Annotated in this window: 10 protein-coding genes; 2 read left to right on the top strand and 8 right to left on the bottom strand. The window is 65.4% G+C overall.

Going from position 1 to position 12048, the window contains the following annotated elements; all coding sequences use genetic code 11:
* Positions 1-21 precede the first annotated feature (21 nt).
* Complete coding sequence (locus NRG23_RS00050) at positions 22-492, top strand: tautomerase (RefSeq protein ID WP_016703041.1); 471 nt, start codon at positions 22-24, stop codon at positions 490-492.
* A gap of 112 nt (positions 493-604) precedes the next feature.
* Here the strand turns inward: NRG23_RS00050 and NRG23_RS00045 are convergent, their stop codons facing one another.
* Both NRG23_RS00045 and NRG23_RS00040 read right to left on the bottom strand, forming a co-directional pair.
* Entirely contained in the window at positions 605-1354 is a 750-nt protein-coding gene (locus NRG23_RS00045) for a hydroxypyruvate isomerase family protein (RefSeq protein ID WP_028682156.1), read from the bottom strand.
* A complete protein-coding gene (locus NRG23_RS00040; RefSeq protein ID WP_009049551.1) occupies positions 1314-2048 on the bottom strand; it encodes an arylsulfatase in 735 nt (244 codons plus the stop codon). Before NRG23_RS00040 ends, NRG23_RS00045 begins: the two co-directional genes overlap by 41 nt.
* A gap of 151 nt (positions 2049-2199) precedes the next feature.
* On the opposite strand from NRG23_RS00040, the gene NRG23_RS00035 reads away from it, so the two are divergent.
* Positions 2200-3099: a GntR family transcriptional regulator gene (locus tag NRG23_RS00035; RefSeq protein WP_009049552.1), complete on the top strand. Its 900-nt coding sequence runs from the start codon at positions 2200-2202 to the stop codon at positions 3097-3099.
* A 384-nt stretch (positions 3100-3483) separates the two neighbouring features.
* Here NRG23_RS00035 and tagQ read toward each other — a convergent pair whose 3' ends face one another.
* From tagQ to NRG23_RS00005, 6 genes are all read right to left on the bottom strand, one after another.
* On the bottom strand, positions 3484-4422 hold the full coding sequence (gene tagQ / locus NRG23_RS00030; RefSeq protein ID WP_009049553.1) for a type VI secretion system-associated lipoprotein TagQ: 939 nt from the start codon (positions 4420-4422) through the stop codon (positions 3484-3486).
* 144 nt (positions 4423-4566) lie between these two features.
* Positions 4567-6312, bottom strand: coding sequence for an SUMF1/EgtB/PvdO family nonheme iron enzyme (locus tag NRG23_RS00025; RefSeq protein WP_373922240.1), 1746 nt, complete (start codon positions 6310-6312; stop codon positions 4567-4569).
* On the bottom strand, positions 6305-7492 hold the full coding sequence (locus NRG23_RS00020; RefSeq protein WP_257373440.1) for an ABC transporter permease: 1188 nt from the start codon (positions 7490-7492) through the stop codon (positions 6305-6307). The genes NRG23_RS00025 and NRG23_RS00020 overlap by 8 nt, the downstream gene beginning before the upstream one ends.
* Entirely contained in the window at positions 7492-8208 is a 717-nt protein-coding gene (locus NRG23_RS00015) for an ABC transporter ATP-binding protein (RefSeq protein WP_009049556.1), read from the bottom strand. The genes NRG23_RS00020 and NRG23_RS00015 overlap by 1 nt, the downstream gene beginning before the upstream one ends.
* A complete protein-coding gene (locus NRG23_RS00010) occupies positions 8208-11288 on the bottom strand; it encodes a serine/threonine-protein kinase (RefSeq protein ID WP_306674809.1) in 3081 nt (1026 codons plus the stop codon). Before NRG23_RS00010 ends, NRG23_RS00015 begins: the two co-directional genes overlap by 1 nt.
* A 34-nt stretch (positions 11289-11322) precedes the next feature.
* Positions 11323-12048, bottom strand: a complete 726-nt coding sequence (locus NRG23_RS00005; protein WP_016703051.1) for a PP2C family serine/threonine-protein phosphatase — start codon at positions 12046-12048, stop codon at positions 11323-11325.

Below are 12048 nucleotides of genomic sequence, written 5' to 3'. Positions count from 1 at the left end.
TCTCATCAGGAACATCCATTTATGCCAAACATCACGATTAAACTGCCCGCCAATGTGCTGAGCGAAGGCACCATTCAACAACTTCTGGCAGCTGTTGACTGCGCAGCAGTAGAAGCCACCGGGCTCGGCAATGATCCTCGTCAGCGGCTTCTGTGTTGGGTCATGCTCGATGAGGTTGCTGATTCACGCTGGATGTGTGGTGGGCGTAGCGACTTCGACCAATTCATACCCTGCCACATACAGGTACTGGCTCCTGCCGGAGAATTGAATGCCGGGCGCCGGGCTCACTACGCCGCAGTACTGCATAAGGCAATTGCCGGTTGCCTGAGCGCGGAAGATCCTCGTGTGCTGATGACCTCCATCGTGATAAACGACGTGGTGGATGGGACCTGGGCCGCTAACGGCGATATCTGGCATCTGTCGGATTTCGTCAGGGTTGCCGGTTACGCACGTCAGGATGTTGTGACAGACACTTCACCCCAGCAGATATAACCACTGCAGCTACCTGGGGCTTCTGCCTTTGATGGCGGCGATTGAAAAGCTGAATGGGTAGAATCGCCGCCATCTCTGCCCATTCAGCTTTTCAAAGGGTCTCGTACAGGACCTAGGCACTTAGCTGCTTGATCCAGTCAAGGCTCGCAACAGTAGCGCCGGAGGGGCGGTATTCACAGCCGATCCATCCTGGGTAGCCACGCTGCTCCAGCGCCGCGAACAAGGCAGCAAAGTCCATGCTCCCCGTTCCCGGCTCGTGACGGCCCGGGCAGTCGGCAATTTGCACATGGACGGTCCTGTCATAAAACCGGGCCAGAACCCCGGCTGCATCTCCAGTCAGAAGCTGGGCATGGTAAAGATCGAGAATCAGCCCGACACTCGCAAAGCGCTCCAGCACCTGATGCGCCTTGTCGAAGTCAGACATGTAGTAGTCCGGCATCGCCTGCGCACTGATCACTTCGATCAGCGGCCGCAGCCCCTGGTCTTCGAAGTATTTGACTGCGTACTCCAGGTTGCTCCCGAAGGTAAGCGCCGCCTCATCCTGTGTCGTCACTCCTGACATGATGTGGACATCCGAACACGCCAGCGCCTTGGCGTAGCTCACAGCCTGGCGCAAGCCGTCGCGAAACTCTTCTTCCTTGCCCTGCAAGGCAGCGATGCCTTTGGTAACCCCGGCCGGTGCCGCGAACTGAATCAACGACAGGCTGTGCAGAGCCAGGTGGTCGGCCAGGAGACTGGCGTCGAACTCATAGGGCGACGGGAACTCCACCGCCCGAAAACCAGCGGCGGCGGCAGCCTCGATGCGCTGCAGAAAAGGCCATTCATTGAACTGGAAACCGAGATGAGCATTGAACTTGAGCATGGGGTAAACATCCGTCCTGGGAAGAAATGAAATCATCGGCCTGAAGCATCCTGCGCATCTCCAGCACCGCACTGTCGGGCGTAGTCAACACCGGCAGACCGGAGCGAGCCTGCGCCTGCCCTGCGGCGCTGGTCATTGAAAACTGGGCGAAACAGATCAGGTCGCAGGCGTCGACCTGAGTGGCCATTTGTGCGATGGCGCGATCGTGACCTTCCTTGTCCCCTTCACTCAACGCCTGCATCGCCCCAGGGACAAAATAGGGCACCAGCTCCAGCGCTCGACCGCTGCGCTCAGCCGCTTGCCTGAACTCGGCCATGATCGAGACGATGGTCGGCTCGAACGTCGCCAGCACCGCAATACGCGATGCTTGCGTGAGAGCCAGGTTGATCATGGCTTCGTTCGGCTTGAGTAGTGGAATGGCAATCTCGGGCTTGCACAGGTCGATGGCATCGCCAAAAGCCGAGCAGGTAAACAGAATCGCGTCCGCTGCGCTTTGCACGGCGTAATGGGACAGCGTCAGAAAGCGCGCCTTCATGCTCGCGGTCAGTTCGCCCTCCTCCACGCGGTCCCGGGACAACGAGTCTTCGAGCAAATTGATCACCTGTGCCTGCGGCCAATGCCGGGCAAAGGCCGTCGCGATCGGATCGATCGCCAGTGCCGTCGCGTGGATCAGGAAAATACGTGGAGCCTTCATGCTCATGTACCTCGACCAGATTGTTCGCCCCATCCGCCAGTGCTCTTTGTGCAGATCCCCACACCTTCGTATGGTATTTTCCAACTCCAGTTTGGTGGGGGCACCCGCCCCAGCGGAAACGGACTGACGTCATTCATCCGAGAGAGAGCCTGTGATCAAGAAAGACCTCGCCTTGCAGTTGGCCCCCCGCGTTATCGAGATGATTCGCGCGCGCTCGATGAAAGCCGGCGAGCCGTTGCGCGAGCAGACGTTTGCCCAGGCGCTGGGTGTTTCGCGCTCGCCGGTCCGGCGAGTGTTTGCCTTGCTCGCGGAATGGGACCTCGCCATCCAGGAACCCAATCGTGGCTACTTTCTGAAACAAGACGCCGGGCAGATTCAAGAAACGACCTTCCCGCTCGCCAGCGATCCTTTCGAAGACTTTTACCTTCGGGTGGTCGACGACATTCTGGGGGGCGAGATACCTGAGCACTTTTTCGAAGCCCAACTGCTGCGCCGTTACGAAGTACCGCGCGGGCAGTTGCTCAAGGTCTTGAACAGGCTGGCCAGCGAAGCCATGGTGGAACGCAAGCCGGGGCAAGGATGGGGTCTGAAGGACTTCGTGCATAACGCCCAGGCACACATCCAGAGCTACCGCTTCCGCATGGCCATCGAACCGGCGGCCCTGCTCGAGCCGGGTTATCAGGTCAATCACGCCGCGTTCGCCCAGGCCAGGCAGCAACAGCAGGCCCTGCTCGACGGGGATATCCAGACCTTGTCCCGTGCCCAGCTGTTCCAGGTGGGCGCCCAGTTTCACGAACTGATCGTGCAGTGCTCCGGCAATGTGTTTTTCATCGATGCCATACGCCAGCAGAATCAGCTCAGGCGCTTCATCGGCTACAAGGCCAACGTCGACCGCACCCGTCTTATGGCGCAATGCCAGGAGCACATCCATTTGCTCGACCTCATCGAATCTGATCGGCGCGAAGAAGCCGCGCAATTTCTCTGGAAGCATCTGGACGAAGTAGGTCGTCTCAAGACTCAACAGGACGTCATGCCAGATGAGGGGATATAGAGCGCGCCCCTGACACCCGTTGACTGATCGAGGCTTTGTCGGAGCGCTCCAATCATCCGCCGGCCAGCTTACCACGATTGTTTTTAATAAACACAAAATACAAAAACACCGCCATCCCGACGACGTGATGTGCCCGCCGCCCAATCCAGAAAACGGCACCTCTACCCCCAAATCCGTCGACCTCCAAAAATTCATTGGTGGGCTGGCCGCGCCGGACCTCAAGGACGCCGTCGTCAAACAGATTGAGCTTCCAATCGGCTCACCCAAACCCTGGAAAGAGGCCCACCCCCTCCTTGCCAGAGTCCTCGACCAGGCGATCAACGTGACGAGCCAGATACCTGTCGATGATGGCCATAGACAGGATCCCGCTGCCCCTTTCTCGCATCAGGCTTTCGAGCAAGCAGGCGGTGCCCAGTCACCCATGTCGGGGTTGCTGCACACGTCGTTGACCATGGTCTGGCCACGGGCAGCGATTTTCTGGCCTTCCTCACGCTTGGCCGTGGCTTGCTGCAAGGTGCGCTCGGTGGTGACGGCTTCTTTGGGCACATTCTTCTTCGTCGTCGGCTTGACGCTGGCCTTCTTGTTGGTCGCCTTCTTATCGGTGGCGGCCGGAGGCTTCACGGCGGCCACCTGGGCGACGTCCTGGCGTTGCACACCGACCGTCTGCAGGTCTTTCTCATAGGCTTGGGTGTAGACATCGATGCTCTCGCCCGCACGCCCGTCCACGGCGGCCATCAGCTCGTTGGTTTCCTTCAGGCCGCTGACGATCTCGGCCAGACGCAGGCGCCCTTCGCTGTCGCTGATCTTCTTCGTCTTGCGCGCATTGAGCAGTGAGGTGAACTCACGCTGGTAGCAGTTCTGCGCGGTACGGGTGTAGCTGATGCTGCGGTCGATTTCGCCGGTACTGTGGTCGATGTCGCTGGCGTAGGAAGCAATGCGCGCACGGTCGTCGCTGATCTGCTTCTGGCGTTCGCTGTAGTAGCCGGTCGCGCCGCCGACCAGGGCCCCGGCGGCGGCGCCTATCAGGGCATTGCGGCCGGCATCGCCGCTATTGCCGACCAGGGCCCCGGTCAGGCCGCCGAGCAGGCCACCGGCAATGGCGCCGGTGGCCACCGACTTGGTCATCGACTTGTCGGAACTGCGCAGCTGGCTGACCGGCTCATAGCATTGCGGGTAGTACTCGACCTTGGTCTGGGCCGCGACCTTCGAGCTTGGAGCCCCGAAGCCCGCGCATCCGCCCAGCAGCAGGGCGCAGCAGACCGCGGTAGGCAACGGCAGGGTACGAGCAAGGATCGAAGCGCAGTTCTTGAGTGAAGTATCCATGGTCATGTCTCTCCTTTTTGTGCGTATCAATTCCGTTTCGGCTTCTGCGCAGCGTGAGCGCTGTCCGACGTGAGCGAAGCCTGCCGACGCTACATCCAGCCTAGCTGGTCTTCGCCGCCACCGGCGACCGTTCCGACACCCTGCTCAGGGTCCAAGCAGCTCCTTCAGGATCGTCTCCGGATCGGCTCGGCGCTGCTGGCGAAACTGGCCCACGTGCCTGACGAAAAGCGTGGCCCGGGCGACCAGGCTTTTTCCCAGCACCGGCTTGTGATTGAGCTCTTCCCGGGTCCGCTCGAACTGCGCCTGGATCACCGCGTCGGTGTAGCGCGTTCCGTTCGCCAGGTTGTCGATGTAGATCGCCAGGGCACCCTCGAGCGCACTGCGTCCATTGGCGATAGCCGTTTCATAGAGCTTGGCGGTGGCTTCGTCCTGGGCGGCCCGCGCCTGATCGCGATCCTTCTTCAGGTTGGTCAGGCGAATGTTGTAGTTGTTGACGGTCTCGGCCACCAGGGCCGCCGACTGGATCAGGTTGCCGGCGGCCTCCTCGCGCTGCCGGGCGATCAGCGACACGTTGCGCTTGAGTTCTTCGTTCACCCGCGCCAGGCGGGCCTGCAGGTTCGGGTCGGTGCTGCTGGCGATGAGACTGTCCAGTAATTGGGTCGGGTCTTCGGCTGCCTCGATTTCATCGGTCAGGCCTGCCAGGCGGCCCTCCTGCTGCCACTGCTCGAACAGTTCCTCGTAGCGGGAGCGCGGTGCCGACAACGCGCCCAGCGCCACCCGGAAACCGGTGGTGGCGTTGCGCTGTTCGCTGCCGTCGGCGGCGAACAGCGGGTATTCCCGGCGCATGCCGGTGAACAGCGTCAGCTCGCCTTCCAGGTAGTTGCCGCCCTTGACCACGAAGCCGCCGTAACTGCCCTGGCGGCGGCCGGCGTGGACCAGTTGGAAGGACTCCTGGACCATCTCCGCGGCATTGCCGATCACGTCGAACAGTCCCAATGGATTGGGGTTTTTCAGCCCGACCGGCAACAGCCGCGCGCCCTGCCCCGTGCCCCCGGCGACCTGGCTGAACACTGCCCAGTCCCCTAGCGGGCCATCGCTGTCGCTGCCTTGCACCTTGCGCGGAAACAACCGCGCCTCCAACGCCTGGCGACTGACCGCCTGGCCACCGCGGGCGGCGAATTCCCACTCCACTTCGGTCGGCAGGCGGACGAAGCCCATGCCGCCGTCCTCGGCTGCTTTGCCACGGCCGCTGACCGGCAAGCGGTCACGGTGGTATTTGAGCAACCAGGCGCTGTACACCGCGGCAAAGCGCTCGGCCTCGAGGCGCGACAGCTTGACCTTGGGCAAACGCGCAGACATGTCGTTCATGGGGGCGCAGGCCGGTGCCTCGCCCTGCCCCGCCAAGGCCGCCTCCTGGGCCATGACCAGGGCGTATTGGCGCTCGGTGACCTCGTATTTGCCGACGAAATAGAACATCGGCTTGAGCAGACTGTCGGCCCCGCTCTTGGGCAGGGCCGGGGCGATCCTGGCTTGCCAGTCGACCGGCAGGTCGTCGAGGACGAACTGACCGTTGATGTAGTCGCGCCGGTAACCGGAGATGAAGGATTGCCGGTAGCCCGGATCGTCATCGCTGAAGGGGTAGCCGAGATTGACCTCACGGTCGTCCAGGCTGCCCTTGGCGAGGACATAGACGTAGCGGAACACCAGTTCACCGTCGCAGGGCAGCGGCAGGCTGAGGTCATCGGGCAGCGGTTTCGGATTATCCGTCGGGGCGCTCTCCGCCTGTACTGTGCCGGCCAGCGCCAGCATGACCAGAGCCTTCAGCCAGACCAGAGCCCTCAGCCAAACCAGGCCCCTCAGCCAGACCAGAACCCTCGGCCAGTTACACATCGCGCAATCCTTCCGATGCTTCGATCCGCGCCGCGTGCCAGCCACCGCAGGCCGCTGCCAGCAGGCAGCAGAGCAGCGTCAGCAGCAGGGCCAGCAGGTAGTGGACCGGCAGCAGCCGGCAGGCGTACTCCCCCGCCGCCGGTGCGAACAGCCGGTTCAGCCCGGTTTCGGCCATGCCGTACAAGCCCCAGGCCAGCAGCAGGCCGAACACCCCGGTGTACAGCGCCTGCAGTACGACGAAAGCGATCAGGGCGCCGGTCGAAAAACCCAGCAGGCGCAACACCGACAAGGCCCTGCGCTTGCGCTCGACGGCGGCCAGGGCGCTGGCGGTCATCGCCGCGAAGGCCCCGGCCAGGGCCAGGCTGGCGATGATCCAGAACACCAGGGTCAGGTTGTGGCTGAGGGAGCGCACCTGGGCGATGATGCCGGCCTGGGTCGCGACCTCAAGCCCGCGCTCGGCGAAATACCGGCGCAGGCGCTCCACGCCGTCCAGGTCCACGGCGTAGAGACGGAACCCCGGATACACCCGCGCCGGGTTCAGCTGTGGCTCATACCCAGGCCAGGCCAGGCCGTCGCGGTAGTCTTCGGCGGCCTCCAGCAGGGCCAGGGGCGCGAACAGCGCATCGCGCGGGAAGGCCGCGAGTGGCAAGACCCCCTGCACTCGCAGGCGGGTGCGCTGGTACTCCTGGCGCCCGGCTACCTGACGGCCGAACGCGGCGCTCAGCACGTCGCCGCCCTGGACCCCGAGTTTCTCCGCCGCCCGCTGGCTGAGCAGTACCTGGTCCGGCGCCTGGAGCAGCAGCGCGGGCGCCACCAGCGGGTCGCCCGCGGCGGTGGGGATCATCTCGACCGTCAAGGCCTGGCCGGCCGAGTCCGGGTAGAGGTCGGCAGTCGCGGCGATCTGTCGGGTACGCGGCACGACGAAGGCGACTTCGGGACGCGCGGCCAGTTCGGCGATGGCCTGGGCGCTGAAGCGCCCGCCGCCCATGGGCACCACTTCGCGCACGGCGGGGTCGCGCTCCAGGCGTTCGGTCAGGGTGGTGACCAGGCCGAACTTGAGGCCGAACAGCACCAGCAAGGGCGCGAGCACGGCGACCAGGGCCAGGACCGCGCAAGCCGACAGGCGCACCTCGGCGCGGTAGTCGTGCCAGGCCAGCAGGGCCATCAGGGCAAGCCGCATCAACCACCTCCCGCCAGCGTCGCGGTGACCCCGCCATCCGCGCCGCGCTGCACCTGCAAGGGATGCAACTGCAGCCCGGCGCGCCGGGCCAGCGCCTCGTCATGGGTGGCGACCAGGATGCACACGCCGCGCTCCTCGGCCTGGGCCACCAGCAGCTGCATGACCCGTTCGGCGTTCAGCGGGTCCAGCGAGGCGGTGGGCTCGTCCGCCAGCACGATGCTCGGTCCATGGGCCAGGGCCCGGGCGATGCTGACCCGCTGGCGCTGGCCCACGGAGAGTGCCGCCGGCAGCTTGTGCAGCTGGTCGGCGATTTCCAGCTGCTCGGCCAGGCGCCAGATCGTGGCATCGGCCGGCAGGCCGAGCAGCGCCCGCGACAACCCGATGTTGCGCTGCACGTCGAGAAACCCCAGCAACCCGCCCGTCTGCAGCACATAGCCCATGACCCGGCTGCGCAACCCGGCCAGCACATCCTGGCGGCCGCTGCGCCAGAGCCCGGCGACATCCAGCGTACGGTCGTCGGCGCGGCATTCGAAGACGCCGCCCGGGTCCGGCGACAGCACCAGGGCCAGCAGGTCCAGCAAGGTGCTCTTGCCGCTGCCGCTGGGGCCTACCAGGGCCAGGCGCTGGCCCGGGCGCAGGTCGAGCTGGGGCACCACCAGGCTGTAGCGCTGTGGCCCCTCGCCGCGGGTCTTGCGGACATCCCTGAGCTTGAACATCAGGGCAGCGTCGCCAGGGGCACGCGGTACAGCGCATCGCCCGGCTGGGCCTCGCCGAAGCGGACCCAGTTGGCAATGTCGTTGTGGAAGGTCTCGTACAGGCGGATCTTCGACTCCAGTTCGTCGATGAAGTCCTGCTGCTCGGCCACGCTCAGGGACAGCCAGAGGTCCTGGGTCATGCTCAGCGATTTGCTGCGATACGGCAGGCCGTCCAGGTACTCGCCGAGGATGCCGCCTTCGACCAGGTTGCCGCCCTGCTTCAACCGCGTCGGGTCGCGGCTCATGTGGGCGCTGGCGCTGGCGATTTCCTGGAAGAAATCCTTGGGCGAGGTCTGGGTACGGCGGGCCGCATCGACGATCAGTTTCAGCGACTGCTGCAGGTCGTTGAGCTGCAGCTTGGTCAGCAGCACGCAGACCTGGAAGGCCGGCAGCGAGGGGTTGGTCAGGTCGTGGTCGGAGGTCCAGGCGGTGATCAGCTGCGGCGCACGGACCGCCGACTGGCGGCCGAGAAAGTCCATTTGCATGGCGTAGCCGATGGCCGTGGCCTTGCTCGCGACGCTCGCGGCCCCCTGTAGCGGCGGCAGGCTCGGCAGCTGGTTGTTGCGCGCCTGATGCACCTGTTCGGCGAATACCGAGCCGATCTCGGCGACCGTATCGCCGAAGCGACCGACATCGCCGCCCGCCACCGGAATGTACAGGTCGCCGATCTGCGGGTTGGCGTCGGCCGTCAGGCTGCGGTACTGCTGCTCGGCGAAGCCGTGGTTTTTCCGGCCGGCCTCGGTGCGCAAGTGCAGCGCATAGATCTTGACCTGTTTGCTGAGGGCGGCTTCGCGCACCTCGGCTTCGTTCATCTGGGTGCGCCCCAGCGGATCGTTCTTGCGCAGGGCGCCTGCGTCGGTGACCAGCAGGATCAGCCGCCCGGCATAGGGGCTCCAGTCCGTACCCTCGACCGCCGCCATCACACCGGCGAAGGCATCCTCATTGAAGGCGTGGCTGGACACCTGGGCGGCCTTGACCTGGCCAGCCAGCTCGAGGAAGCGCTGTGGATCGCGACCCTCCTCCAGGCTCACCAGGGTTTGCGCCACATATTCCAGGCCCGGGGTCTTCTCGACATTGCTGCGAAACCCCACCAGGCCGAAGCTGACGCTGTCCAGGTCGCCACGGTCGGCGATCTGCTGGTGCAGTGCCTGCACGACCTTACGCACCCGGTCGATGTAGGGCTGCATCGACATCGAGGTGTCGACCACCAGCACTATCGCCGTGCGGAAGGCATCGCTGCCGGCCCTGGCCGCCCCCTCGGCCTTGCCCTGGGGCGTATTGCCGGGGTCGATGGAGGCCACGTTGAGCAGTTGCACCGGCTGGCCGTTGGCATCGAAGCTCTCTCGGGCCTGGAAAATCGGCAGCAGGTAGAACTGGTCCTGGGGGATGGCACTGGCCACAGGCTCCAGCGCGACGATCTGCGGGTCCACGCTGCCTTCGTTCTGCGCCTTGTGCAGGGCCGCGCGGGCCTGCGCCGTGTCAGCCAGGAACCGTTCGAGGCTGCTCTCCTCGCGCAGGAACATGACCGGCGAACGACCGGAGCGCTCGGTGAATTTCAGCACCAGGCTCTGTTTCCAGTCACTGACCTGCTCGGCCGGCAACCAGCCATCGCGCTGGCCATCGCTGGCGGCGCCGACCTCCAGCCAGTTGCCACCCGCCACCGCCTTGCGCTGATAGACATACAGCACCGAGAACGCCGGCAGCGCCGCACCGTCGGGCGCCGCCCCGGGCTGGCCGGACACCTGTGCGCCGGGCTTGCTCAGCACCCGCTGGAACAGGGTTTTCTTGCCCGGCATCAGCAGCGGACGGTCGCCGCCATCGGCGTTCGTCGCCAGCGGCGGTTGCGCTGCGCTGGCCGTCTTGGCGGGCAAGTCCTGCGCATCGCCAGCCGGCGTTTTTTGCGCCTCGACCTGGTCGTTTTGCGGTTCCACCGGCGGCGCCGGACGCAGCCACCAGTAGCCCCCGCCAGCCAAGGCCAGTACCCCGGCCACGACCACACCGAACAGTGCCCATAACGGTCTACGCGACCCGGCCGGCGGCTCTGCGCCGAGGCTTGCGGCCCGGGTGGCTGTGGCCGTGGCGGCTGGCTCGGGTGCGGGTTCAGGCGCGGGCTTTGGCGCAGCGAGCGGCGGCATGTCGAGGGAAACCGGCGCCAGCCCGCCCAGGTCGGTCGTCGCGGATTGGCCGGCGGCCGCCGCGGTGGGCGGCAACGGCAATGGGCGCAACTGCGTCGCCTCGGCCTCGGCCGGCCCGGCGGGCGGCAGATGGTCCAGCGCGGCGATCAGGGCATCGGCATCGGCAAAGCGCTCGGCCGGGTCCTTGGCCAGCAGCTTGCGCAGGATCCCCTGGTAACGGCCGTGGGCGATGGGCAGTTCGGGCAGCGGCTCGGTCAAGTGGGCCAGGGCCGTGGACAGCGAGTCGCTGCCGATATAGGGCAGCTTGCCGGTGAGTATCTCGTAGAGCACCACCCCCAGGGCGTAGAGGTCGGTGCGCCCGTCGATCTGCTGGCCGCGAGCCTGTTCAGGGCTCATGTAGCTGGGTGTGCCCACGGCGAAACCGGCCTGGGTGAACTGGGTGTGGTCCTCCAGGGACTTGGCGATGCCGAAGTCCGAGAGCACCGCCGAACCGTTGGCGCGAAACAGGATATTGGCCGGCTTGACGTCCCGGTGCACCAGGCCCTGGGCATGGGCATACCCCAGGGCCAGGGCGATCTGGCGCAGGTAGACCAGGCCCTGCTGCGGGCTGAGCCCCTCGGCAATCCGCTCCTTGAGCGTCCCGTTCGGCAGGTACTCCATGGCCATGTAGTAGAAGTGGCCGACATTGCCGATGTCGTAGATGGTCACTGTGTGCGGGTGGGAGAGCCGCGCCAGGGTCTTGCCCTCGCGCAGGAAGCGTTCACAGAAGCTGCGGTCGGCGGCCAGCGCGGCGGCCATGACCTTGAGCGCCACCTTGCGCTCCAGCGAGCGCTGGGTCGCCAGGTAGACCGTGGCCATGGCGCCCTCGCCCAGCTCGCGCTCGATCGCATAGCCGGGAATGTCCATGTCCAGACTCGAGCGTTCTTCAGCTGATGCGTTTTCAGTGGGCATTGACGACTACCGCCGTGATGTTGTCGGGAGCGCCCCGGGTCAGCCCCAGGTGCACCAGGCTGCGGACCACCTCATAGGGGCTCGCGTTGCCCAGCACGTCGCGCAGTTCATGGTCCTCGACGGTCTTGGTCAGCCCGTCGCTGCACAGCAGGAAGCTGTCGCCGGGACGCACATCCAGGTCCACCGCCGAGAGCTCCAGCCGGTCCTGGGTGCCCACGGCGCGGGTGACGATGTTGGACATGGGGTGCTCGCGCGCCTCGTCCTCGCTGAGCAGCCTGCTGTCCAGCAACTCCTGGACATAACTGTGGTCATGGCTGATGACCTCCAGCTGGCCCTCGCGCAGGCGATACAGGCGGCTGTCGCCGGCCCACAGGCAGGTGGCCTTGTCACCTCGGGCGGCCAGCAGCACCAGGGTGCTGCCCATGATGCCGACCCCGCGCTGCGCGGTTTCCTGGCGAACTGCCGCGTTGGCCTGCTCCAGCCCCGCCCGCAACGCCTGGACATAGGCCGGCAAGGCGGGCTCGGGAGGAATGGCGCGCAGCGTGTCGACGATCAGGCTGCTGACGAAATCGCCCGCCGCATACCCACCCATGCCGTCGGCCACCGCCCAGAGGCCGGCTTGCACGGCATCCAGACAGGCATCCTCGTTGACCTGACGCACCATGCCGACGTGGCTGTGGCTGGCGGATTCGTAACGCGTTACGGCTGACGACAT

The organism is Pseudomonas sp. T8, from assembly GCF_024610635.1.
Classification (GTDB): domain Bacteria; phylum Pseudomonadota; class Gammaproteobacteria; order Pseudomonadales; family Pseudomonadaceae; genus Aquipseudomonas; species Aquipseudomonas chlororaphis_I.
Note: the sequence above shows the minus strand (reverse complement) of the source record. Positions and strands in the feature narration are given on the sequence as shown.

Coding starts and splice junctions, on each gene's coding strand:
- NRG23_RS00050 (WP_016703041.1), top strand. CDS start 22: ATGCCAAACATCACGATTAAACTGCCCGCCAATGTGCTGAGCGAAGGC.
- NRG23_RS00045 (WP_028682156.1), bottom strand. CDS start 1,354: ATGCTCAAGTTCAATGCTCATCTCGGTTTCCAGTTCAATGAATGGCCT.
- NRG23_RS00040 (WP_009049551.1), bottom strand. CDS start 2,048: ATGAAGGCTCCACGTATTTTCCTGATCCACGCGACGGCACTGGCGATC.
- tagQ (WP_009049553.1), bottom strand. CDS start 4,422: ATGGATACTTCACTCAAGAACTGCGCTTCGATCCTTGCTCGTACCCTG.
- NRG23_RS00025 (WP_373922240.1), bottom strand. CDS start 6,312: ATGTGTAACTGGCCGAGGGTTCTGGTCTGGCTGAGGGGCCTGGTTTGG.
- NRG23_RS00020 (WP_257373440.1), bottom strand. CDS start 7,492: ATGCGGCTTGCCCTGATGGCCCTGCTGGCCTGGCACGACTACCGCGCC.
- NRG23_RS00015 (WP_009049556.1), bottom strand. CDS start 8,208: ATGTTCAAGCTCAGGGATGTCCGCAAGACCCGCGGCGAGGGGCCACAG.
- NRG23_RS00010 (WP_306674809.1), bottom strand. CDS start 11,288: ATGGACATTCCCGGCTATGCGATCGAGCGCGAGCTGGGCGAGGGCGCC.
- NRG23_RS00005 (WP_016703051.1), bottom strand. CDS start 12,048: ATGTCGTCAGCCGTAACGCGTTACGAATCCGCCAGCCACAGCCACGTC.